At 68.5% G+C, this 22,364-nt stretch carries 20 protein-coding genes; 8 read left to right on the top strand and 12 right to left on the bottom strand.

Annotated elements, in window-relative coordinates; genetic code table 11:
• Nucleotides 1-33: 33 nt before the first annotated feature.
• Both ABFX46_RS40370 and ABFX46_RS40375 read right to left on the bottom strand, forming a co-directional pair.
• The gene (locus ABFX46_RS40370) at nucleotides 34-1,308 is read right to left on the bottom strand and encodes an ABC transporter substrate-binding protein (RefSeq protein ID WP_346049417.1); all 1,275 of its coding nucleotides are present in this window, start codon (nucleotides 1,306-1,308) and stop codon (nucleotides 34-36) included.
• On the bottom strand, nucleotides 1,305-4,079 hold the full coding sequence (locus tag ABFX46_RS40375) for a family 78 glycoside hydrolase catalytic domain (protein WP_346049419.1): 2,775 nt from the start codon (nucleotides 4,077-4,079) through the stop codon (nucleotides 1,305-1,307). The genes ABFX46_RS40370 and ABFX46_RS40375 overlap by 4 nt, the downstream gene beginning before the upstream one ends.
• A 274-nt stretch (nucleotides 4,080-4,353) precedes the next feature.
• On the opposite strand from ABFX46_RS40375, the gene ABFX46_RS40380 reads away from it, so the two are divergent.
• Nucleotides 4,354-4,950, top strand: a complete 597-nt coding sequence (locus ABFX46_RS40380; protein ID WP_346049421.1) for a TetR/AcrR family transcriptional regulator — start codon at nucleotides 4,354-4,356, stop codon at nucleotides 4,948-4,950.
• A gap of 29 nt (nucleotides 4,951-4,979) precedes the next feature.
• Here ABFX46_RS40380 and ABFX46_RS40385 read toward each other — a convergent pair whose 3' ends face one another.
• The 3 genes from ABFX46_RS40385 to ABFX46_RS40395 are packed head-to-tail and all read right to left on the bottom strand — an operon-like array spanning nucleotide 4,980 to nucleotide 7,391.
• Nucleotides 4,980-5,729 carry an SDR family NAD(P)-dependent oxidoreductase gene (locus ABFX46_RS40385; protein ID WP_346049423.1) on the bottom strand — a complete coding sequence of 250 codons (750 nt, stop codon included), beginning with the start codon at nucleotides 5,727-5,729 and terminating at the stop codon, nucleotides 4,980-4,982.
• On the bottom strand, nucleotides 5,726-6,721 hold the full coding sequence (locus ABFX46_RS40390; protein ID WP_346049425.1) for a C-terminal binding protein: 996 nt from the start codon (nucleotides 6,719-6,721) through the stop codon (nucleotides 5,726-5,728). The genes ABFX46_RS40385 and ABFX46_RS40390 overlap by 4 nt, the downstream gene beginning before the upstream one ends.
• The gene (locus tag ABFX46_RS40395; RefSeq protein ID WP_346049427.1) at nucleotides 6,714-7,391 is read right to left on the bottom strand and encodes a GntR family transcriptional regulator; all 678 of its coding nucleotides are present in this window, start codon (nucleotides 7,389-7,391) and stop codon (nucleotides 6,714-6,716) included. Before ABFX46_RS40395 ends, ABFX46_RS40390 begins: the two co-directional genes overlap by 8 nt.
• Nucleotides 7,392-7,488: 97 nt before the next feature.
• Here ABFX46_RS40395 and ABFX46_RS40400 point away from each other — a divergent pair, with 97 nt between their 5' ends.
• From ABFX46_RS40400 to ABFX46_RS40420, 5 genes are read left to right on the top strand one after another with little or no spacing between them, the layout of a single operon-like run.
• Entirely contained in the window at nucleotides 7,489-8,280 is a 792-nt protein-coding gene (locus tag ABFX46_RS40400) for an SDR family NAD(P)-dependent oxidoreductase (protein ID WP_346049429.1), read from the top strand.
• 1 nt (nucleotide 8,281) lies between these two features.
• A complete protein-coding gene (locus tag ABFX46_RS40405; protein ID WP_346049431.1) occupies nucleotides 8,282-9,175 on the top strand; it encodes an amidohydrolase family protein in 894 nt (297 codons plus the stop codon).
• Nucleotides 9,172-10,230 (top strand): Gfo/Idh/MocA family protein, encoded by a 1,059-nt coding sequence (locus ABFX46_RS40410; RefSeq protein WP_346049433.1) that lies wholly within the window; start codon nucleotides 9,172-9,174, stop codon nucleotides 10,228-10,230. The genes ABFX46_RS40405 and ABFX46_RS40410 overlap by 4 nt, the downstream gene beginning before the upstream one ends.
• Nucleotides 10,231-10,239: 9 nt before the next feature.
• Nucleotides 10,240-10,707 carry a VOC family protein gene (locus ABFX46_RS40415; RefSeq protein WP_346049435.1) on the top strand — a complete coding sequence of 156 codons (468 nt, stop codon included), beginning with the start codon at nucleotides 10,240-10,242 and terminating at the stop codon, nucleotides 10,705-10,707.
• Entirely contained in the window at nucleotides 10,689-11,534 is an 846-nt protein-coding gene (locus ABFX46_RS40420) for a fumarylacetoacetate hydrolase family protein (protein WP_346049437.1), read from the top strand. The genes ABFX46_RS40415 and ABFX46_RS40420 overlap by 19 nt, the downstream gene beginning before the upstream one ends.
• A 284-nt stretch (nucleotides 11,535-11,818) precedes the next feature.
• Here ABFX46_RS40420 and ABFX46_RS40425 read toward each other — a convergent pair whose 3' ends face one another.
• From ABFX46_RS40425 to ABFX46_RS40455, 7 genes are all read right to left on the bottom strand, one after another.
• Complete coding sequence (locus ABFX46_RS40425) at nucleotides 11,819-12,586, bottom strand: LamG-like jellyroll fold domain-containing protein (RefSeq protein ID WP_346049439.1); 768 nt, start codon at nucleotides 12,584-12,586, stop codon at nucleotides 11,819-11,821.
• 2,503 nt (nucleotides 12,587-15,089) lie between these two features.
• Complete coding sequence (locus tag ABFX46_RS40430; protein WP_346049441.1) at nucleotides 15,090-16,664, bottom strand: tyrosine-type recombinase/integrase; 1,575 nt, start codon at nucleotides 16,662-16,664, stop codon at nucleotides 15,090-15,092.
• 67 nt (nucleotides 16,665-16,731) lie between these two features.
• Nucleotides 16,732-17,016, bottom strand: a complete 285-nt coding sequence (locus ABFX46_RS40435; RefSeq protein WP_346049443.1) for a sigma factor-like helix-turn-helix DNA-binding protein — start codon at nucleotides 17,014-17,016, stop codon at nucleotides 16,732-16,734.
• 210 nt (nucleotides 17,017-17,226) lie between these two features.
• Nucleotides 17,227-17,418, bottom strand: a complete 192-nt coding sequence (locus ABFX46_RS40440) for a helix-turn-helix domain-containing protein (protein ID WP_163053816.1) — start codon at nucleotides 17,416-17,418, stop codon at nucleotides 17,227-17,229.
• 68 nt (nucleotides 17,419-17,486) lie between these two features.
• Nucleotides 17,487-19,310 (bottom strand): relaxase/mobilization nuclease domain-containing protein, encoded by a 1,824-nt coding sequence (locus tag ABFX46_RS40445; RefSeq protein WP_346049445.1) that lies wholly within the window; start codon nucleotides 19,308-19,310, stop codon nucleotides 17,487-17,489.
• A 46-nt stretch (nucleotides 19,311-19,356) separates the two neighbouring features.
• Nucleotides 19,357-19,779, bottom strand: a complete 423-nt coding sequence (locus tag ABFX46_RS40450; protein ID WP_346049447.1) for a hypothetical protein — start codon at nucleotides 19,777-19,779, stop codon at nucleotides 19,357-19,359.
• A 963-nt stretch (nucleotides 19,780-20,742) separates the two neighbouring features.
• Nucleotides 20,743-20,877 (bottom strand): hypothetical protein, encoded by a 135-nt coding sequence (locus ABFX46_RS40455; protein ID WP_346049449.1) that lies wholly within the window; start codon nucleotides 20,875-20,877, stop codon nucleotides 20,743-20,745.
• Between the two features lie 398 nt (nucleotides 20,878-21,275).
• On the opposite strand from ABFX46_RS40455, the gene ABFX46_RS40460 reads away from it, so the two are divergent.
• The gene (locus tag ABFX46_RS40460; RefSeq protein ID WP_346049451.1) at nucleotides 21,276-22,094 is read left to right on the top strand and encodes a helix-turn-helix domain-containing protein; all 819 of its coding nucleotides are present in this window, start codon (nucleotides 21,276-21,278) and stop codon (nucleotides 22,092-22,094) included.
• A complete protein-coding gene (locus ABFX46_RS40465) occupies nucleotides 22,085-22,288 on the top strand; it encodes a DUF397 domain-containing protein (RefSeq protein ID WP_346049453.1) in 204 nt (67 codons plus the stop codon). Before ABFX46_RS40460 ends, ABFX46_RS40465 begins: the two co-directional genes overlap by 10 nt.
• Nucleotides 22,289-22,364: the final 76 nt, after the last annotated feature.

A 22,364-nucleotide genomic window follows, 5' to 3' on the forward strand; every position in this document is an offset into this window, starting at 1 on the left:
GTCTCCGGGCCGGGGCCGCCCGGTGCCCTGCCCTCAGGGTGCCGTGGGCGTCCACGCCTCGTCCATTCCCTTGAGGACGCCCTCGGGCGTCTCCTTGCCAAGAAGCAGCTTGGTCACGCCGCTGTCCAGGCGCGTCCCGACCTCTGGGTTCAGCCAGTTCTGGTCCATGATCGGGGCGGTCTTGCCGGCGGTGAGGTAGGGGGCGAGCGCTTCGGCGTAGTCGGGCACGCCCGGGTCGTCCTTGCTCGCGGGGATGCCGGGGATGCTGTCGTCGATCTCGCTGTATCTGACCCGGTTCTTCGCGTAGAAGTCGAGGAACTTGCGGGCGAGGCCGCGGTTCGCGGCCTTCCCGGGGACGGCCAGACCGCTCACGGGGGCCGACGGCACGCGCACCGCGGACGGGTCGTCGCCGCCCGGGAAGGCGAACATCGCCAGGCGCGCCTCTGGGTCACCGGCCATGAACAGCGGCATCGTCGCCGTCGGCGCGATCGCCATGAGCGACTTGCCCTGTCCGAGGGAACGGGCGGCGGCCTCCTGCGACACTCCGGTGGCGCTCTTGTCGAAGCAGCCCTCGTCCTTCATGGTGGAGAACCGTTCGATCGCCTTCTTCCAGCCAGGTGTGCCGGCGAACGTGGTCTCGCCCTTCACGCGCTGCTCGCCCGCCCGGGGGTTGTCGGCGAAGACGGTCGAGGCGGCGAGCGCGAAGACCGCCCAGCGCGCCATGGCGGACCCCTGCTGAGCACCGAAGGCGAACGCGACCGTGCCGTCCCCCGCGGTCTCACGGCAGATCGCCAGCACGTCCCCGAACGTCTCGGGGACCCGCAGGTCCCGCTTCTTGAAGGTGTCCGGGTTGTAGAAGACGCCGATGGACGTCGAGTCGACCGGCAGCGCGTAGGTCTTGCCCTCCTTCTTCGACACCGCCGCACCCGGACCGACGACCAGGTTCGTCCAGGGCGCCCCGCTGAGATCGGCGACCAGTCCCTTGTCCGCGAGCACCAGGGCATTGCCCGCGTCGCCGTAGCCGAGGAGCATCCGGGCCACGTCCGGCACCTGGTTACCGCTGAGCTGCCTGCGCAGGGTCTCCGAGTACTGCGTGTACGGGGTCTTCTGCACGGTGACCTTGACGCCCGCGTTCGCCTTCTCGAACTCGGCGGCCGCCGTGTCGAGGGGATCCTTGCCCTGCCCGGTGTCCCACGCCGCGACGCGGAGTTCGCCGTCACCGCCGGAGCCGGCGCCCCCGCAGCCGGCCGTCAGGAGCAGCGACGCCGACAGGGCCAAGGGCAGGAGCACACCGTTCGTTCTCGTCATGGCCGCGTTCCTTTCGAGGTGAGGTGGAGGCGGTGGGTGCCGCCGCCCACGGTCAGGGCGAGCTCGTCGCCGTCGTGCCGCGAGAAGGGCACGGGGACGCCGTCCTTGGTGAGCCGGGGGTCGCCGAGGCCGCCGCAGGGCAGCCGGATCTCCGCCTCGGCGGACGGCGGGACGGTGAGCGTCACGTGGAGCCCGCTCGCGTCGGCCCGCCAGTCGATCGCCGCGTCGCCCCGGATGGTGCGCACCCGGGCACGGGCGTGGGTGAGGCGGTGCGTGAGGCTGGGCCGGACGAGGATGCGCCGCCAGCCCGGAGCCGCCAGGGTCAGCCCCGCGACGTCGTTGTAGAGGAACTTCTCGATCATCGCCAGCAGCTTCATGTTGCGGCTGAACGTGGGGTCGCCGCCCCAGGTCTCCCAGATGGTGGTGGCGCCCCGCTCCACCTGGTCGCCCCAGCTGGGGAAGGTCGTCCGGGTGGCGATCTCGTACATCGTCTCCGCCGCCCCGCCGGTCAGCACGTGCTGCAGCGCGGCGGTGCCCATCGTCCCGGTGGACAGGTGGCCGCCGTCGCGGGCGATCTCCTCGATCAGCCCGGACAGCGCACGGTCTCGGTGCTCGTCGGGGACGAGCCCGAACCACAGCGGCATGGCGCGGGAGGTCTGCGAACCGGCGGCGTAGCTCGCGTCGGCCTCGTCGAAAAACCGCTCGTTGAAGGCGCGTCGGATGTCCTCCGCCAGCTCCCGGTAGCGGGCTGCGTCGGCGGTCTCCCCGATGGTCTCGGCGGCGTCGGCGGTCATCGAGGTGACGGCGAAGAACCAGGCGGTGGAGGTCAGCTCGACCGGCGTGCGCTTGGGGAAGACGCTGCACGTCCCGTCCGGCTGCGGCTCCATGTGGTCGCCGAGGCCCTCGGCGACGATGAGGCCCTCCGACCGCGACCTGAGGAACTCCACCCCGCGCCGCATCCCCGGGTAGTGCCGTTCGAGGATGGTGCGGTCGCCGTAGAAGCGGTACAGGTTCCAGGCGATGCTCGGGTACGACGTCATCGCGAAGTCGGGCTGCGCTCCGTAGGGCCAGTACATGACGTACTCGAAGTCGTCGGGCACGTCGTAGCCCTCGGGCGCCTCCATCGCGATCTTGCCGCGCCAGTGGATCGGGCAGATCAGCGGGAAGCGGCCGTCTGGGAGCTGGGTGTCGGCGAGGTCGTCCAGCCACTTGAGCCAGAACCGGGCCGCATCGAAGTCGTACAGATAGTCCTCGACCGCCCAGCCCGGGTCACCGACCCAGCCGACCCGCTCGTAGCGCTCGGCGGCGTCTTGGGGGAAGCCCTGGAAACTCGTGCGCAGCGTCCACAGCACGTTGCGGTGGATCTTGTTCAGGAGGGCATTGGAGCAGGTGAACTCACCCGCCTCCGGCAGGTCGGAGTGGACGACCCGGCCCTCGGCCCCGAGCACTGCCGTCTCGGGACCAGGCGTCGTGATCTCGACATGGCGGAAGCCGTGCAAGGTGAACCTCGGCTCCCAGACCTCCTCGCCCTCTCCCTTCAGGACATAGGTGTCGGTCTGCCGTGCGGGAAGCCAGGCATTCATGTTGGCGTCGTCGTCCGGCTCGCCGTCGCCGGTGAGTTCCCCGAAGTGCCGCAGGACGACTTCTGAGCCGGCCGGACCGGACACCCTGACCCGGGTCCAGCCCGAGAAATGCTGGCCGAAGTCGGCGATCACTGCGCCGCCCCGGCCGGTCAGCGTGCGCACCGGCGCGAGCGTCTCGACCACGCGGACCGGCTGGAGGAGCTGGGCGGTGAGGCGGGCCTCCGGCGGGTCCGCGACGGTGACCGGAGCCCAGGCCGCGGCATCGAAGCCGGGCGCGTCCCAGCCCGGAATCTCGCGCCGGGCGTCGTAGCGCTCACCGTGGCCGTAGTCGTTGTAGGTGATGGCGCCGGGCTCCGTCCGCCAGCCCTCGCCGGTGGCCACGACCGACCGGCGGCCGTCCGACGTCTCGATCTCGATCTGGAGCAGGGCGCGCGGCCGCTCGCCGTAGGGCGTTCGCGGCATCGGGCCGGGACCGACGTCCGCCTCGGCGCTGTACCAGCCGTGTCCCAGTATCAGCCCGGCCGCGTTCGCCCCGGGCTCGAGCAGTCCGGTGACGTCGTAGACGGAGTACAGCACCCGCGGATCGGGGATGCGCGCCGGCTTGCCGTCGCCGTCGTACAGGTCGGGGTCGTGGTCGTAGGAGGTGTTGGCCGGGTCGAGCACCCGGTCGCCGACGCGCTCACCGTTCAGCCGGAGCTCGTAGCAGCCGAGCGCGGCGACGTAGGCGCGGGCACGCCGGACGTCGCCCGTCACGACGAAGCCGGTGCGCAGCAGCGGGGAGGAGACGTCCGCGCCGCCGCCGATCCAGCGGGCCTCCCAGTCGGCCGGGTCGAGCAGGCCCGTCTCGAAGCTCGCGGCCGGTGCGAACGAACCGGGTTCCGCGCCTTCGCCCCAGAGCCGGACGCTCCACCAGTACCGCCGCCGGGACACCAGCGGGGACCCGCGGTAGGAGATGCCGTTCACCTCGCCGGTCTCGACGCGTCCGGAGTCCCAGGCGTCCCCGTCGCCCCGGGCCAGCCGGTCCGGGTCCGTGGCCACCAGCACCTGGTAGGCCCGCTGGGGCCCGCTGGGCACCCAGCCGAACGCCGGAGCGGCCACGTCGACGCCGAGCGGTTCCTCCAGGTGCTCGCATCGCAGCCGGCCGGCGCGCGGGGGCGTCACCGGCGGTTCGTCGCTGTGCAGGGGCATCGGCAGGCTCCGATCTGGGAGGCGAGAGGGCGTCCGGCGGCCCGCGGCCGCGGCCCCGGAGTCATGCCGTACCGAACCTGTACGCATGACTTGGATATATGACCTGGACGCATGACCAAAACTGTTCACCGAGTATCCGCAACCCGCTCACCGGTGTCAACAGGGATGCGAGGACGGATCCGGCGACACTGCGCGCTAGACTTGGTCAAGTGACCTGTTCATCCGCCGCGCACTCCCCCGCGCGGTGGGTCCCGCCTTCATCCAGGAGCTCCAGATGGCCTACCTGCCCGCCGAGGAACGCCGCCGCAGCATCGTCGACGCCGCCGTCGTGGTGATCGCGTCACACGGCCTGGCCGGCGCCACCACCAGGCGGATCGCCGAACAGGCCGGGGCCCCGCTGGGGGCGCTGCACTACTGCTTCCGCAACAAGGCCGAGCTGATCGACATCGTCGCCGAGCGAGGCGCGACCATGCTGCGGGAGGCCTTCGACGACGTCGACCCCGGACGCGGCCTGGAGGCGACGATCCGGGACAGCGTCAGCGCCTACTGGCGGTGGGTACAGGCCAACCTGGGCCTCCAGCTGGCCCTTCTCGAACTGGGCATGTGGCGGATCCGGCAGGCCGCCGAAGGCGAGAGCGTGTACTCGATGTACGACGCCTTCGGCACCGACCTGCTCAAGCGGAACCTCGACCTCGCGGTCAAGGCCGAGGAGACCCCGCCCGCCATCACGGTCGAGGAGATCACCCGGTTCATCACCCACCGCTTCGACGGCATGATCCTGGAGTACGCGGCCTCCCACGACCGGGACGCCTGCCGGCGCCAGGCCGACCTGCTGGCCGAAGCACTGGTCTTGCTCGCACTTCCCGGCTGATCCGCCGCGCCGCCGCTGCGGCCCTGCACTCAGCCCGTCCTCAACCCGCCGTTGATGTCGATGGTGGCGCCCGTCGTGAACGCCGCCTCCGGCGAGGCGAGCAGGCAAATCGTGTGCGCGACGTCCTCGGGCCGCCCGAGCCGTCCCAGCGGCACGGATGCGGCGAGCCGGTCGCGCACGCCGGTGTCGAGCGCACTGGTCATCGGCGTACTCACCGGCCCGGGCGAGACGGCGTTCACCCGGATGCCCTCGGCGGCCAGCAGGCGGGCGAACGATCGGGTCATCGCCAGCACGGCCGCCTTGCTCGCCGCGTAATGGACGCTGGTCGAGATGCCGCCGACCTGCCCCGCCAGCGACGCGACGTTGACGATCGCGCGGTCACCACCTGCCGCACGCAGCAACGCGACGGCCTCCTTGGTGAGGAAGAACGCGCCGCGGGCGTTGATCTCCATGACGGTGTCCCACTCGTCCGGCTCGATGTCCGGCCAGGCTGTATATGGGCATACTCCCGCGTTGTTGACCAGGATGTGCAGCGCCCCCCATTCGTCCCCGATCCGGGCCGTCAACTGCCGGACGTCCTCGGTGGAGCGGACGTCCAGCCGCGACACCGCTGTCCGCACCCCCTGCGCAGCGCACTCCTCGGCGGTCCGCCGGGCTCCGTCCGCGTCCCCCGAATAGGTGAGCCAGACGTCTACGCCGCGCCGGGCGAGCGAGCGCGCCGTCGCGGCGCCGATGCCGCCGCCCGCCCCGGTGACCAGGGCCATGCGCTCTCCGCTCACGCGTCGCCTCCCTCGCGTGCGGCCGCGTACTCCGGATTGACGATCGACGTAACCGTCCTGCCCCCGAGGAAGTCGGCGATCTGCCGGGCCGCGCGGCGCGGCAGTTCCGCGAGGGAGTCCGGCGAGTACCAGGCCGCGTGAGGCGTCAGGAGCACGCCCGGCGCGCCGCGCAGCGGGCTATCGGCGGGCAGGGGCTCCAGTTCGAACACATCGAGGGCCGCCCCGGCGACATGGCCCGTCGCCAGGGCGCCGGCAAGTGCCCCCTCGTCGATCAACCCGCCCCGGCAGGTGTTCACGATCAGCGCCCCCGGCCGCATCCGGGCGATGGTCTCGCCGTTCAGCAGGTGCCGGGTCCGCTCGGTCAGCGGCACGTGGAGGGTGACGATGTCGGCGGCGGCCAGCGCCGCCGCCAGGCCCGCGGGCTCGTGACCGGCCGCCCGGACGGCCTCCTCCGCCACATTCGGGTCGTGCACCACCACCCGGAACCCGAGGGCGGCGGCGTGCGCGGCGGCGAGCGAGCCGATCCGGCCGAAGCCGATGATGGCCACGGTGGCCTTCGAGGGGCGCAGCGCGCCGGCCCCGTCGCCGGCCGCCGACCAGCGCCCGTCCCGCACCGCCCGGTCGAGGACGGGCAGCCGTCGCGCCAGCGCAGCGACCATGGCGATGGTGTGGGCCGCGACCTCCTCGACGCAGTAGTCGGGGGTGTTGGCCACGGCGACCCCGCGCGCGGTGGCGGCGGCGAGGTCGATCATGTCGTAACCGATTCCGAGGCGGCTGACGAATCGCAGCCGCTCCAGCCGGGCCAGCACGGGCGCGGTCACCGGAGCCCACTGCACCAGCAGCGCCGTCGCGTCCGGGGCAGCCTCGGCGACGTCCTCGGCCGTCCGGCAGGACGCGCGGCGGACCCGGAGCCCGGCCGCCTCGAGGATCCGCTCAGGCTCGTCGCCCGGCAGGTCGGAGTCGGTGATCACGACCAGCGGCGGCTCAGTCATCACGGTTCCCCTCGCCCAGCGTGCCGCGCAACCGCTCGGTGGCCAGTTCGATGTGGCGGCTCATCTCCGCGCAGCCGGCCTCGGCGTCACCGCTGACGATCGCGTCCAGCAGCTCATCGTGCGAGGAGGCATGACGTTCGAGCGCCTCGGGCTCCAGCGCCGCCGTCGCGGCGCGCAGGAACGCGCCGATCCGGCCGCGCAGGCCGGTGACCACCTCTCCCAGCATCCGGTGGTCGGCCAGTTCCCACAGCCGTTCGTGGAACTGCTGGTCGAGGTCGTACAGCCTGCCGAAGTCACCGCCGGCGGCGGCGCGCCGCATCGATGCGACCATGCGGCGAAGCTCCTTCTCCTCCGCCGCGGAGAGTCGCTCCTGGACCCGGGTGACGACGAACCGCTCCAGCACGATGCGCAGCGAGGAGAGTTCGTCCAGCTCCCTGGGGGTGAGGGCGGCGACCCTGGCTCCTCGCCGCGGCGTGCGCTGGACGAGGCCCTCATCGGTCAGCCGCGTCAGCGCCTCGCGCACCGGGATGTGGCTGACGCCCAGCTCGGCGGCCAGCGTCCGCTCCACCAGGCGGGCGCCAGGCGGATAGCGGCCCTCATGGATCGCCTCGCGGATCCGGCCGACGACCTGGTCGGCGAGGCTGTCGGCGGCAAGAGGATCAAGGCTCATGACAGAACGCTATAGCATCTAGCGTTTCATTGCTAGATGCTATAGCGTCACGGCTTCGGGATGAGAGATCCCGGAAGGGCAGAGGAGGTGGAGTGCGTTGCGGATCGCCCAGGGTCGCAGAGCGCTGGTCACCGGTGGGGCATCCGGATTCGGGCGGCGGATCGCCCGGCGGCTGCACGAGACCGGAGCCGCGGTGGCCGTACTGGACGTCAACGGAGAGCGGGTCGAGGAAACGGTGTCCGGTCTCGGAGACCGCGCGCTCGGAATCACCGCCGACGTCCGCTCGGCCGCGGGCGTGCACGCGGCCGTGACGCGAACGGTCAACGCCTTCGGCGGGCTGGACACCCTGGTCGTCTCCGCAGGCGTCTTCCACGTCGGCACATTGGAGGCGACCGGCGAGCACGATTGGGACCGCACCCTGGACGTCAACCTGAAGGGCGCGTTCCTGACCGTCAAGGCCGCCGCGTGGGCTCTTCGCGAATCGGGCCGGGGGCGGATCGTGACCATCGCCTCCGACTGCGGCCGGCGCGGGTTCGCCCGCCAGGTCCCCTACGTGGCGTCCAAGTTCGGCCTGGTCGGGCTGACCGAGTCGGTGGCCGCGGAACTCGCGCCCGCGGGTGTGACCGCCAACTGCGTCTGCCCGGTCGGGTGCCCCACCACGGGGATGGGGCAGCAGGTACTCGATTGGAAGACCGGGCGCACCGGCCTGTCCGCCGACCAGGTCATGGAGGCGACCGCCGCCACCAATCCGCTCGGCCGCAACGCCACCGAGGACGACGTCGCCGACGCCGCCCTCTTCTTCATCTCCGACCACGCGGGCTTCCTCACCGGCGTCACACTCGACGTGGACGGCGGCGCCCGCCTCGGCAGCATCCCCGGGACCCGGTGACATGGCCGACCTGCCGTTCGTCGACACCCACGTGCACTTCCACGACCTCGGCCACCCCCGGCTCCGTTACGAGTGGCTGGAGCCGGACGCGCCGCGGGACCCGGTCGTCGGCCCCGACGGCGCGATACGGGCGCGCCGCTACTGGGCCGACGACTTCGTCGCCGAGACTCGCTTCCACAACGTCAGCAAGGTCGTCCACGTCCAGGCCGCCATCGGGACCGACGATCCCGTGGAGGAGACCCGCTGGCTCCAGGCGTTCGCCGACCGGCTGGGCACCCCGCAGGGCATCGTCGCCTACGCCGACCTCACCCGTCCCGACACCGCCGAGACGCTGGCCAGGCATGCCGAGTTCCCCAACCTCCGCGGGATACGCGACCTGCGCTACGACGATTACCTCACCGACGAGTCGTGGATGCGCGGCTACGCCCTCCTGGAACGCCAGGAGTTGCTCTGCTGCGACGATCCGCTCCTGGAGCAGTTCTCCGACGCGCGGCGGCTGGCCGAGCGCTTTCCCGGCATCACCCTGTGCATCGACCACGCGGGCTACCCGCGCCACCGTGACCGTGGGTACTTCCGCCGGTGGCGGGACGCCATGCGTGACATCGCCAAGGCCCCCAATGTCGTGGTGAAGATCTCCGGTCTCGGCCAGGCCGACCACCGCTGGACGACCACCAGCCTGCGCCCATGGGTGCTGGAGTGCATCGAAGCGTTCGGCACCGAACGGGCGTTCTTCGGCACGAACTGGCCCGTCGACCGGCTCTACAGCTCCTACGGCGACGTGGTGAACGCGTACGCCGAGATCATCTCGGACTTCGCCGAGGCCGAGCGCCGGGCGATGTTCAGTGGCAACGCCGAGCGGATCTTCCGCCTTGGCACCGAAGAGGAGGCGACGTGAGCACAGTGCGGGTAGCAGTGATCGGCTGCGGCTGGTGGGCGACGTTCGCGCACCTTCCCGCGATCGCCGCGCATCCCGATGCGGAGATCGCCGCGCTGGCCGACCCCGACCGGCGCAGGCTGTCCGCGGCGGCCGAGGCGTTCGAGGTGGACGCCGCGTTCGCCTCCGCAGAGGAACTGCTGGATGAGATGAAGGTCGACGCGGCCGTCATCGCGGTGCCCCACACCCTGCACTATCCGATCGCCCGGCTCGCCCTCGACCGCGGCCTGCCGACCCTCCTGGAAAAGCCCATGGTCATCGAGCCCCGGCACGGCCGCGAACTGGTCGCCCTGGCCGAAGAGCGCGGCGTCGAACTGCTCATCGACTACCCGTGGCATTACAACCGGCACGCGCTCACCATCCGCGAGGAGCTGGCCGCCGGCGTGATCGGACCCATCGAACACGTGTCCTGCCTGTACGCCTCCAGTGTCCGCGAACTGTACCGGGGAGATCCCGAACCGTACCGCGACCTGTGGGGGTACCCCGTGAACGCGCCCGGCACGGCCACCTACAGCGATCCCGCGCTGTCGGGAGGCGGGCAGGGCCAGACCCAGATCACCCATGCCGCCGCCCTGATGCTGTGGCTCACCGGCCTGCGCCCGCGCGGGGTCAGCGCCTTCTCCGCGAACTTCGAACTCCCGGTCGACCTCGCCGACGGGGCGGCGATCCGGTTCGACGGGGGCGCGGTCGGAGTGCTCAGCTCGACCGGCGCCGTGCTGCCCGGCCACGACGAGATCGCCCGGTTCGAGATCTTCGGCCGGGACGGCCACGTGCTGTTCGACGTCAACCGGGGCACCGCCTCCGTCCACGTCGCCGGCATGACCAAGACCCTGCTGGAACTGCCGCTGGAGCAGCGCAACCCCGAGCACGCGCCCGCCCGCAACCTGATCGACGTGGTCCTCGGCCACGCGGCCAACGGCTCGCCCGGCGAGGTCGGACTCGGCGCGGTGGAGTTCGTCGCCGCCATCTACCAGTCGGCGCGCGAAGGCCGCATCGTCGACCCGGCCAACGTCTAGGAGATCGCCATGCTCACCGGTGTCTCGCACATGGGTTTCACGGTCGCCGACCTCGACTCGGCGGCGGCCTTCTACGAACGGCTGTTCGGCGCTCCGCCGGAGGTCCGGCGCATCTACGACGCGCCCTACACCGCCGACCAGGTCGGCTACCCGGGGGCACTGCTGGACATCGCGATCTTCCGCATCCCGGGCAGCGGCGTCCGCCTGGAGCTGATCCAGTACCTCGAACCCACTGGAAGCCCGGTCGACGTCGAGACCAAGAACCCCGGCACCGCGCACCTCTGCCTGACCGCCGACGACCTCGCCACCGAGTTCGCCCGGCTGACCTCGCTGGGGGCCCGCCCCAGGAGCGCCGGCCCGGTGCTGATCACGTCCGGCCCGAACCAGGGCCGCCATGTCGCCTACTTCCGCGACCCGCAGGGCCTGACCATCGAGATCATCGAAACCGAGGAGCGCCCGTGCGCATCGCGAACCTGAACGGCCGGCTCGTTCTCCTGGCCGGCGACGGCGCCATCGACGTCGAGGCCGCCAGCTCCGGCCGGTTCGGCTCCGACCCGTCCGCCATCTACGACTGCTGGGAGGAGTTCACCGCCTGGACGGCCGGTACCCCCCAGCTCCCGGACCCCGCGCCATTCTCCCCGGCGGACCTCCGCGCCCCCGCACCGGCCCCACGGCAGGTGTTCGCGATCGGGCTCAACTACCACGACCACGCTGCGGAATCCGGTCTGGCGCCCCCCGAGCAACCCGTCGTCTTCACGAAGTTCCCGACGTGCATCACCGGACCGTACGGGGACATCGTCCTGCCGCCAGGTGGCCACACCGACTGGGAGGTCGAACTCGTCGCGGTGATCGGCCGAACGGCCCGGCAGGTCGCCGAGGCGAACGCCTGGGATCATGTCGCCGGGCTGACGGCCGGCCAGGACCTGTCCGAGCGCAGGACGCAACTCGCAGGACCCGCACCCCAGTTCAGCCTGGGCAAGTCACTACCGGGCTTTGGGCCGATCGGTCCCTGCATGGTGACCGTCGACGAGTTCGACGATCCCGATGACGTGGCCCTCGGCTGCCGCGTCGGAGCGGAATGGGTGCAGCAAGCCCGCACCGGCGACATGATCTTCTCCGTCCCCCGCCTCGTCGCCCACCTGTCGGCGCTGCTACCGCTGCTGCCCGGCGACCTCATCTTCACCGGAACGCCCGCCGGCGTCGGACTGGGCCGGACCCCGCAGCGATGGCTGGCGCCAAGTGACGAACTCGTCACCTATGTCGAGACCATCGGCGAGATGCGACACCGCCTCATCGCGCCCTAGATCGCCCACAGCATCGGCCGCTTAAGCGGCTACACATTTCATTGCCTCAGAACCGGTGCCCGGCCAGGCTCGGTCCGGGTGCTCGGGCCGTCGCTCTCTTTACGGCTGCCCACGCTGGTCGTGTGGCTCTATCGCAGCCTGCGCGGTCCAGACGTAGCCACCGCGGCAGAGAGAGGCTCAAGACATCCGATGGCGGATGTGTCAAGTTAACGGCTGATCTCGGTTGTTGAAGTGTTCAGATGGCGGTCGGGGCGAGTCGGCTTCGAACTCGAGCCGCCGGCCTGCTACCGGGCTTCCTGGTGATTTCCCGGACCAGACTCACGCCGGCAGGCGATGACAAGCTCCTGATCAAGTATGGAAAGCACTCGGCTTCTTCCAGGAGTGCAGCGACCCAACCTGCCACAGCCCGCTTGAGGAACCGTTTCGGGGTCGGTGACGGTGACCGTGGTGAGCGCGGACTCTTCTCCCACCTCTCCTTCCGCTTGGTCGCCGAGGGGCTCGATGACGGGAGGCGACACCTTCCACAAGCCACCGTCAGAACTGGTGTAGTGGGAGACACGCTCGGTGACGGGGTCGTAGAAGACCTGCACGTCCGTACGCCCCGACTGCAACGTCGTCTTCGTCAGCCGAGCCGTCGCGGATCCCGCGGCGGCCTGGTCCCAAATAGCGGATACACCGAGCGGCCTGTTGTAGACGGCGAGTTCATCGATGTCGCCGCTAAAGAAACCACGGTCGCCCGTGGTGGCGGGCCAAGAGGTCCAGGTGCCCGCGCCCAGTGCGACGTACTTTTGCTCGAATCCGGCGATGTCGCCCGTCAACGAGCCGACCTCGGCACCGTCCAGGTACAGCGTCTGTGATGCTCCCGCAGCGGTGATCACAGCGTGGTGCCAGTTGCCGTCGTTGACGGGCTGGGCTGTCGGCCAGATGCGAAATAGGCCGCACGGAGCCTCCTGAGGCAGTCCAAGCAGCCTCTTCAACGTGCCTACTTCATCCTGAAAGGGCTGCTTCAAACGGCGGGGGGGTTGCCAGTGCAGCGTGGAAGTGATGGTCAACAGGCGTTTTCTCCGAGCCTCTCAAGTTGCTCGCAGAGGTTGGTGTAGCGGGTGATGAGTGCCAGATCGGGATCGGTCCGGCGGTTGTTCGGTGAGGAGAGTTGCTGGGACACGCCCACAGAGTCGTGTAGGGTCTGGAGGATTTTATCCGGCGGGGGCGGAACCTTCGACAGCGGCCGTTTGCGGTTCTCGTGCGGCGATTGGCGTTCTCCTTCCCGAAGTCGCCGCGGAGATGGGCATATGGGCTCTCGTTGCGGTAGTTATTCAGTTTCCCAAGTGGAGCGAACCGCTGTGTGAGGGCCTTCCAGGTGTCCCAGTAGAAGATGCCCGGGCCCGGGCCGCGTTCGCCGTCGACCTGCAGAACCTCGGCGCCGATTTCCCCCTCGAGCCCGTCCGGGACACCTGAAGGCGGTACGGAATCGGCAGCCTTCTCCTGCTGCGCCGCAAGACCGCCGGCCGGCTGGATGAGGACACGTCCACGTACACCGCCGTCGTGGAGCAGATCTGCCTCGCCTGGCGAGAGGCTCCTCTGCCCGCGCCCGGCCCGTACCGGCCGTCATGCCGCCTTCCTCAGCGGCCCGGTGGCCGTCTCCGTCGCCCGCGGCGCCTCGCGCACGTCCAGCCCGACCGCTGGACGGTGTTCAACTTCGACAACGCCTCCAGTACTTACGAACCGTTCCCAGCTCAGCCCCCTGAGAGAGCAGGCGCGGCGGCTCCTCCGCCGGCACCGTGCCAGACAAGCACCCGCACCTCGCCGCGGCGCCCCTGCCGCAGCCACCGGGCCCCCGATGCCCCAGTTGACCTGATCACGTGACCGTGCAACGACACGTGCCATTCCCCGTCGAGCCTCACACCCTCACCAAAGCTCATCGGAAATCGGGGGACGTCCTTCAGCAGCTTAGGCAGGCACCAGAAGGTCGTACGGGCCTCGCCCGCAGAGTGTTAACCACACCGCAAGCGGTACCGATGACTTTGCCTTTCGAAATCATCGTAAGTGATGGGATGGCGATCAGGCGCATCCATGCACATACGTGAAGTGACATGGGTGCGAATCGTGGACTCCTTATATATCGACCCGCGCCGCTTCATCTCAGCGACTATGTCGGCTACGCTGAGCATTCCGTCGGTGGATCTGGTCGCCAGGAATCGCGCCGCATCCAGGATCTCGTCTCGTGCCGTCACCCTAGAGACCTCCTTGCTCTAGTACCTACAGCCGAAGATCCATGCTCACATCGAGGCATAACAGCGAAAAGTGCGGCTACTTAGCCGCCCGATCAAACTCATCGAGCCTCAGATCCGCACCGGTCAGCACAACTTTCCCACCTGTTGCTCACAGTTCGAGACTGTCGCATCTTGACCCGTTGCCAGCAGCGTCATCATGCCCGCAGCCGTCCAGCTGCCACTCAATCCGCTCCATCACAGTCGTCGTTTCAAATCCCCTCTCAAATTAGATGAACGATCTCTCGCTCGATAATTTGGCGCACCGAGATCAATTCGGTCTGAAGGAAGTGACGCTTTCGACTCGATGCGGTTTTGTTGAGCACTGCGACAGTCCCCAGATTATGGGGGTCTGACCTGCAGGTTTGCAAGATCATGCGCCAACCTCCCCGCGTGCGATCTTGAAGGTGCATTGAAGATGATCTCCGAGGCGGAGTTTGCGCAGGTGAGGCCGAGTTTTGGGGGTGTGCGCCAACCTATTTACAATTTATAGAATGGTCGAATGACAGTGCACTGGCTACAAGCGGGGACACGAAGCGATCAGGTTTCTCCGACTTCGGAGCCGAGCCAAGTGCTACGGCACGACGTGTCACGAGTGGCCAGACCGACTGCCGTCGGAGGCTGCCATGCCGACCAGCCAGGCCAGGCCAGGCCAGGCCAGGAACGAGCATGGCGGAGAGGATCCTACAGACCACTCCGGCCGGAGGAGGCCACGGAGGTTGCACACGAAGTCCGCTGACCGTATCGCCGCTGGTCCCTTCCGATGGCTTGACCGTACCGCCGGATCCTGCGCACCTTGCCAGTTTCCCACGTAGCCCCCGACTCGCATAGCGTGCAGCCCGCGGAAACCCAAGGCGGTCCAACAGAAGGTCCTTGCTCAGGTGCCGATGAGGAACCTGCGTGGACTGGGAGAGGGGCACCTTCGTCAGTACCTGCGTGGGGGGCCGGTGGGGGGCCAGAGCGGCGAGGACCGGGCCGGACCCCCGGGCATCCATAAGCACTCCTATCTGGGCATAGAGGACTGTGGACCATGGAAGTGGATCTTGGATGACGCAAACCAGGGGACTGCTAATGCGGTTTGGGTTCACGCCCATCCGGGGTTCAAATCCCCGATCCTCCGCCACTCTGACCAGGGACTTCGTCCAAGATCTCGATCTGGACGAAGTCCCTGTCGCTTTCCGGGATGTCCGTTTTTCCGCGCCTGGTGTGCACATGGTGTGCACGGGACGTCGGCGGAGTGCGCTCGTGCCCGGCTGAGGCCGGGTGCCGCCGCTCTCGGGCTTGGTTACCCTGTGTGTTTGCCGCGCCTGTTGCGGCGGTCCGCGAATGAGATCACGTTGGTGCCTGCAGCAGGTGTCTCCGGCCGAGGTCGGCGAGGGACGACCGCAGCCACGGCCTCTGCCGCCGCCCGGGACACCTCCGGAAGCACCGAGGTGTAGGTGTCGGCGGTGAACGAGTGCCGGGCATGGCCGAGCGTCTCGCTGATCACTTTCATGTTGACGTTGCCCAGCAGTGCGAGCGTCGCCGCTCCGTGCCGTAGATCGTGGAAGCGAATCGGTGGCAGAGGCTCACCTCCGATCGCCACCTGGACGGCGCGCACGGAGGTCCGGTGGTGACGGGAGATCCTGTCGACGGACCAGCCCTCTTCGGAGTACCTGTGCTGGACGAGTCCGTACTTCCTGATCAGGTCCTCGAACCGTGTGGAGATCCACTGCGGACGCAGCCGGGTTCCGTCCTCACGGGTGAAGACCCGTCCGGAGTCAACCCATACTTCGGGGCCGGCGACGGACCTTTCACGTTCCTGACGGGTCCTCCAGTCCAGCAGAACCGCGATGGTCGCCTCGTCCAGCGCCACGGTGCGCTCACCGGCCTCGGACTTGGTGTCGTCGTACTCGTCCGCCTGGGTCTCGGCATCAGGGCTCGTCTCGCGGACAGTCAGCGTGCCCGCGCCCTGCAGATCGGTGTCCGCCCAGGCCAACCCCGCGACCTCGGCACGACGCAGCCCGCGGAAGGCGACCAGATGGAAGAGGGCGTACAACCGCTCCTCCGCGATGAAGTCGAGGAAGGCTCCCGTCTGGGCGGGTGTCCAGACCATCACCGACCCGGGCACCTTCCTAGTCTCCTGCCACCGTTCGACGCGTTCGGCCGTCCAGACGAGCGGCTTCACCCGCCTTCCTTTGACGCGAGGTGGTTCTACGTGCGCGATCGGGTTCTCCCTCAGGCGCTTGGACTTCACCGCCCAGTTCAGAGCGGAGAGCAGGACCGCATGGATCTTCTTCACCCGCGTCGGGGAGATGGGTTTGGTCTGTTTGCGGCGTGGAGCCTCACCGACCTTCAGCGGTCTCGTCGAGTACGCCCGGACTTCAAGGAGGCGTCTGAGAAGCTCACTGGGCTTGTCCCCCTCGGGAAGCGGGCGGTTGATCTGCAGGATCGCCTCATACAGGTCGATCACGTGCTTGTCCCTCAGGTCGACCAGCTTGAGGTGCCCCAGTCCGGGCACCAGGTAGAGCTGGACGATCTCCGCATAGTCCGCGAATGTCGAGCCTGACAGGCTCTCCTTCTTGGCCGGAAGCCAGATCTTCTCCAGGTATGCGCCCGTCTTCAGGTTCCGATCGAGCTGCCGTCCATGGATTTCGGACTTCCCGAGCTCTTCCATGAGTGCCTGCTGTGCGGCCTTCCTGGTCTTGAACGGGCCGACGGTCGGTTGTCTTCGTCGGCCGCTGCTTCCTGCGGGCGCGTCGTAACGCGCCCACCATGCGCCGTGGTTCCGGTTGACCAGCTTCGGGCACTTGCCAGTGGGGTACTTTTCGCCGGTTTCGAGATTGCGACAGCCGCAGCGTTTGTAGGTCGTGCCTCGCATGTCTTCTCCTCCAGGAGCGCTTGCTTCCGTGGTGTCGGAGGTGTGAGACGGGTCGGCGGACACCGCTCTAGTCGTGAGGCCATCTTCTCAGCACCTGGGACACCGCTTGAACACTCACGCCGAGTTCGTCGGCGATCTCCGTGAGCGTGAGGCCGTCGGCACGGGCTTCGCGGAACGCTTCCCGCCGGACGGCGGCAAGGCCTCCGATGACCTCACGGGCGAGGGTGGCGAGAGGCTCCGAGACACGCGCAGGAGGTAGCGGTTCGAGGCGTTGGAGTTCATCGACACCTTCGGCCAGCAGGTTCATCAGCCAGCCGTTCAAGGCGCTCTTGCGGGCGCTCGGGGAGCTCATCGCAGACCCTCGATCTGCCATCACTCAATCACGGAGAGTCAACTACAGGTGGGTAGATCTTTGCAAGGAGCGCCTTGCAGTACGCCGAGGTCAGCGCCCCGTACCCGGGATGCCGAGCTTCATCGCCATCCCGGGGCGAGCGTCCTTCCAGGACATGCCACCGCTATCCGGGTCGCTGCGAATCGGTGGGGAGGCCGGCTCTCCGTCGGACTACGTCACGCCGAGCAGCTTGCGGAGTTCCGCGGTCGGCACCCGGTAGGCGGTGCCGACTCGGATGATGCGGCATGGGAAGTCGCCGCGTTTCGCCAGTTCGTAGGCGTATGTCCGGGACAATCCCAGGGCGCGGGCTGCGGTCATGATGCTGACGACCGTGGGAAGTGTGTCGAGGTCTTCTTGTCGCATGGTCTGCATTCGGATGCCTCCGTGTCTTGGTACGTGGTGATGGGTGAGGCCTTCGTCGTGGCGGATTGTCAACGGCGCTGTCGGCTTGACCGGAGTGGCGGTGAAGCGCTAGGCGGTGCGGGTCTGCCGACGGTCGTCGGTGATAGAGGAGCCCACGGGTTGGGGAAGGCGGCCATGGCCAGGCGTGCTTGCGAGGACATGGCCGCCTGTGCGGTCGGTTGTGACGTATCTGCGGGGTCGGCGGGTCTCGCTCCGCGAACTTGTGCGGCGGCCTTCCGGGTGGCGTCGGCTTGTGCCTGACGGCCCTGGAGTCGACGCAGCTCGGCGATGGTGTCGAGCAGCGTGATGAGGCTGGCGACAAGCACCATGACCGACGCCGTCGCTTGGTTCTGCGTCGAGCCGGTGAGCGCGAGTAGCCGGGCGGCAGTGCGCAGGGCGGTGCCAGCCGGGGTAGGCCGCGGAATGCGACCGTAGGGTGCACGCGCGGCGCGGTCGTAGGTCTCGGCGGCGCGACGGAGATGGTGGTTGCCGGTGGCCTGGGCAGCGGTGTGGAGGGCATCGGAGGCGGCCCAGCAGGCGTCTTGGGCTGCGTGCAGGTTCGTGGCGAGATGGCGACGGACCTGGGCGGTGGCGTAGGTGGCGGCGCGGGCAGCGTCGTCGTAGAACGCCTGTCGCTCCTCAGCGGTCAGGTCGCTGTGGTCATTGGATGGCACATGGCCTGTGGTCGGTGATGTCCACCGTTGTTGGAGGCGGGTGAGCGACAGGTCGTCGGCAAGACGGCTTCCCGGGTACCAAGCCGGTTCTCCATCGCCGGGTTCGGTGGGGAGTGCGACGGCATAGCCGGTGACCTGCCTAAAGACGTGCTGGCTGTAGCGAACCTTGAGCAGCAGACCGCAATCCTGAAGTTGGTCGAGGAATTCGGTGGTCGTCCGAGCTTCGTCCACAGCGCGGCGGACGGCCGTCCGAAGCACAGCCCGCTTCGTCCGCGCGGACAGATGCCGTCCGTCCAGCGGACGGACGACGGACGGGGTGCGGACTGCGCCGTCAGCACTCGTCCAGCGAAGGCGAAGTTTTGGCAGCGTGAGGTCGGCGGCAAGCTTGCCGCCCCCGTACCAAACCGGCTGCCCGTCCACGTTGATATCACCGGGCGCAGCCACGGCATATCCGGTCAGTCCGCCGACCGTCCGCTGACTGAACCGCCGCCGGACGAGGACACCGTCGGCCTGGAGGCGTTCGAAGAACTCCCTTTCGCTGTCGGCGCCGGCGGCCGCGGTCTGGACTTTGCGACGCAGGAGGGTACGGGACGGCAGCGGCTGGCCACGGCGGACGGCCTTCTCGTTTTCGCCGCGTTTGGGGCGGCGGGCGGCGGTGCGGTCTGCCGGCGCCGTGGGCCGCAGGCCGAACCGCTCCTCCACTGCCCGGCAGGCGTCCCGGACCCGGTACCCGTCGTTCCACACCTCCGGGCGGACGCCGTCCGGACGCGCCAGCGTGGCCACGATATGAATGTGGTCGTCGGCGTGCCGGACGGCGATCCAGCGGACGGCGTCAACGTCCCCCACCGGAACCAGGCCGGTCTGTTGCATGATCTCGGCGGCGATCTGCGCCCACTGCTCATCCGCCAGAGCCGGGTCCTCGGGAGCGGCCCGTACGGCGCAATGCCAGACAGGCTTGCGGTAGTTTCGCTCACCGAGCAGCGCCAGCGGCTGAGCCAGTACACCTTCCAAATGGCGAAAGTCGCGGCTGCCGTCGGGACCCACTGTCGGTTCCAAGCCGGCCGCGTCCCCGAAAGCCGCCACTATGTGCGGATCACGATGCTCACCGTGGGCACCCGGGCCATAGAGGTACCGCAGCAACCCCTCGACCCTGACACCGCGCAATACCTTCCCGATCACCCTGTGAGGCTCGGCGCCGTGAGTTCAGGGGCCGTGGCATGTGCTGTCACGGCAGCCGCTTTCTCAAGTCGTCGGCCAGTTCATCCAGCTTGCGAACCGTGTGCGCTGCGGCACGTGCGTACCACTGGATCGTCGCGGATACCTCTCCCGAGTTCAGTGCGGCGACCGCCTGGTTGAGATTGACGCCGATCCGCTGCGCCTGGCCGCGCGCCTGCATGATGACCTTCAGTGCCTCGCGCACCTGGTTGTGTTCTGCTCGCGGCGTCCCGCTCGCCGCAGCCAGCAGCGTCAGCGCCGCCCACGCCGCGGTCGCGAGGTGCTCCCGCTCGGCGGCCCTCGACACCGCTGCGTGTTCATCGTCCGAGAGCAGGATGTACAACACCCGCCTTCGCTTCGACCCGCTACGGGGCCGGCGGTTGCGCCCTTTCGCCAAGCTCAACGCAGACTCGGCACTGCCGTCTTCGACCATCAGCCTCCTGACCCGGGATCGCGCTCGATCCCGTCCGCCTGCTGTGGACCGCGCCCGGTCCGCAGCGATAACGCTTGCGTTTTCCATTTCTTGCCCTGCTTCGAGCGCGGTCCCGCGAGAGACCTCAGGACACGGCCACTTATGCACGCTCAACAGCGCGACTAGCTTGCGGACGCGCAGAGGAAGGGCCGTCGTCGGGCCCTACGTGACCAGCGCTCAGCGCTAACCGCCGCCACCACTGACCGCTTCGAGGCAGCGGTCTTTCCCGACGGGGCTACTTCTACCGCCGGTGGTCCGACCCTGGAACGTTCGTCCTGCTGTCCACAGGCCTGTGGACGGTGAAGAGCGCCCCTTGCGTTCCAGACAGGCACCCGCTCCTTCGTCCGCGCTGACGCATTGAAGGCACCGGCAGGGGAGGCGTCACATGGCACCCGGGCTCCCAGCCACGGGCTCCCGACAAGGCTGCTGCCCGTCCAGTTCCAGAGCGAGTCGCTCAGCGATCCCGTCGTTGTGAAGCTCTAGTCCGTCCATACAAGGTGCTCTCCTGATCAACCTGAATCGGGACCATGCAGGACTCCTCTCTACGGGGGGCTCGCCAACAGCCGGTTCAACCGCCTGCGCCCACCCTCTCCCAGCACTCGCCAGTCTGACCACTCTAAGCACCGGCGTGGCGCGATGTTACTTAAAGGCATCAGCAGGCAGGCCGGCGGTTGTCGCGGCGTAGAACCTGCAGGAACACCTCCCACTGCACACCGCCGATGCCGCTCGCCGAGTCCACCGGTCGAGGGGGTTCCGCACCTCTCGAGACTCCTGCCCATAGGCATTCAGAAGTCGAGCGATCGCCAATTCGGGCCCGTCACAGCCCGAGCCGGGTTCGCCGGGTCGAGGGCGGTTCGGCAGCGAGCGGCGCCTCGGGGACGACGCAGAACCTCGCTGGCGCCTCGGCTGCCATGCCGCAACAGTTCACGTCGCGTCTATGACCGCGAAGACGACCTTGCCGGCGTTGTCGGCCAGGGCGCGGATGCCCCAGCAGCGGGCGTACTGGTCGACGATGAACAGCCCCCGGCCCGTCTCGCTGGACGTGTCGGCCGCCAGCATCTGCGGGAGACCGCAGGCGGCGTCCTGGACCTCCCATCCACAGAGCGTCGTCCTCGGTACGGCTCAACCGCAGGATCGCGTCCTCATTTCTGTCGGACGTCGCGTGCTGGAGGGCGTTCGTGACCAGCTCGCTGGCCACCAGGCACGGCACGAAGTCGTCCATCCCGTACTCGCCGGTGACCAGCCGCACGAACTGCCGGACCTCCGCGACGACCTTGGGGTCCCGCTTCACAACCATCTCGTTCTGGGCAGCTTCGCCCATGAGCATCTCCTCACCTTGTGTGATGCAAGCAACACAGTGAGGTACTTTTCGGCTACGGTGTGGTTGCCGCCGGAAGGTGGCAGGCAAAGGAAGATCACGTCCCCCAAGGGCAGATGCCCAACGAGAGGCAGCTGACATGTCCCCACGTCGCCAGCGTCGCCCCAGCGAGTCCCCCGCCCTCATCGCCTTCGGCCGGCAGATGCGCCGACTGCGCGAGGCGAAAGGCGTGAAGCAGGAGACCATCGCCCACCTAACGCAAGTCAGCGGCCCCCAGGTCAGCAAGATCGAGAACGGCAAGAAGCGCGCCACCCGCTCATTCGTGGAGTTCGTGGACGAACACCTGGAAGCAGGCGGCGCCCTCATCAACCTCTGGGAGGACCTCAACAAGGACGGCCACCCCGTCCCGATCTGGTTCGACTGGCCGAAGAGCGAAGCCGACGCCGCGATGCTGGTCACGTACCAACACTCGGTCATTCCCGGCCTGGTCCAGACCCCCGCCTACGCACTCGCGATCCTGCACGGCAACCAAGAGGCCGCAGACGCCCGGATCGAGCGCCAGAAGATCCTCAAGAACCCGCGGGAAGACGGATCCGCGCCGCCGATCTACGTGATCCTGATCGACGAGCAGGCCCTCTCCCGCCAGGTCGGCACCCCCGAGACCATGAGGGAGCAACTGGAGCACTTGGTCGAGATGAGCATGTTGCCCAACATCACGGTTCAAGTAGTGTTGGGAAGCGGCGAACATGACGGCAACATGGGCGCGTTCGTGGTTGCGACGATGGCGGATCGAAGCGAAGTCGCGTACATCGAGACGGCCGTCCGTCCCCTCACGACGGACGACCCCGCAGACTTGTCCGTCGTTGCACGAACCCTGGTCAGCCTACGTTCACGGGCACTGACAGAAGAAATGTCACGTGAATTCATAAGAAAGGTGGCCCGAGAAAAGTGGACCTGAAAAACGCAACGTGGCGCAAGAGCAGCCACAGCGGCTCCAACGGCGGCGACTGCGTCGAGTTGGCCGGGGTAGCCGGTACAGACCCGGCCGGCATGTTGGCGGTACGGGACAGCAAGGATCCGGACGGGCCCGTCCTCCTGCTTACCCGCGAGGCCCTGCGGACGGCCGTCCGGTCTGCCACCGACACATACTGACCGACCGGCTGCACCCGCCCCTGCTGGCACCAACCTGCCGACTAGCGGTGAGTAGTTCTGTCCCCCGCTCCGAAGG

Origin of the sequence: Actinomadura chokoriensis (assembly GCF_039529475.1) — a bacterium.
Lineage (GTDB): Bacteria > Actinomycetota > Actinomycetes > Streptosporangiales > Streptosporangiaceae > Spirillospora > Spirillospora bangladeshensis.

Bases quoted from the DNA above. Each gene is read 5' to 3' on its own strand.
- ABFX46_RS40370 (WP_346049417.1), bottom strand. From the start codon at position 1,308: ATGACGAGAACGAACGGTGTGCTCCTGCCCTTGGCCCTGTCGGCGTCG.
- ABFX46_RS40380 (WP_346049421.1), top strand. From the start codon at position 4,354: ATGGCCTACCTGCCCGCCGAGGAACGCCGCCGCAGCATCGTCGACGCC.
- ABFX46_RS40460 (WP_346049451.1), top strand. From the start codon at position 21,276: ATGTCCCCACGTCGCCAGCGTCGCCCCAGCGAGTCCCCCGCCCTCATC.
- ABFX46_RS40375 (WP_346049419.1), bottom strand. From the start codon at position 4,079: ATGCCCCTGCACAGCGACGAACCGCCGGTGACGCCCCCGCGCGCCGGC.
- ABFX46_RS40405 (WP_346049431.1), top strand. From the start codon at position 8,282: ATGGCCGACCTGCCGTTCGTCGACACCCACGTGCACTTCCACGACCTC.
- ABFX46_RS40395 (WP_346049427.1), bottom strand. From the start codon at position 7,391: ATGAGCCTTGATCCTCTTGCCGCCGACAGCCTCGCCGACCAGGTCGTC.
- ABFX46_RS40415 (WP_346049435.1), top strand. From the start codon at position 10,240: ATGCTCACCGGTGTCTCGCACATGGGTTTCACGGTCGCCGACCTCGAC.
- ABFX46_RS40390 (WP_346049425.1), bottom strand. From the start codon at position 6,721: ATGACTGAGCCGCCGCTGGTCGTGATCACCGACTCCGACCTGCCGGGC.
- ABFX46_RS40440 (WP_163053816.1), bottom strand. From the start codon at position 17,418: ATGCGACAAGAAGACCTCGACACACTTCCCACGGTCGTCAGCATCATG.
- ABFX46_RS40430 (WP_346049441.1), bottom strand. From the start codon at position 16,664: ATGCGAGGCACGACCTACAAACGCTGCGGCTGTCGCAATCTCGAAACC.
- ABFX46_RS40455 (WP_346049449.1), bottom strand. From the start codon at position 20,877: ATGCTGGCGGCCGACACGTCCAGCGAGACGGGCCGGGGGCTGTTCATC.
- ABFX46_RS40450 (WP_346049447.1), bottom strand. From the start codon at position 19,779: ATGGTCGAAGACGGCAGTGCCGAGTCTGCGTTGAGCTTGGCGAAAGGG.
- ABFX46_RS40435 (WP_346049443.1), bottom strand. From the start codon at position 17,016: ATGAGCTCCCCGAGCGCCCGCAAGAGCGCCTTGAACGGCTGGCTGATG.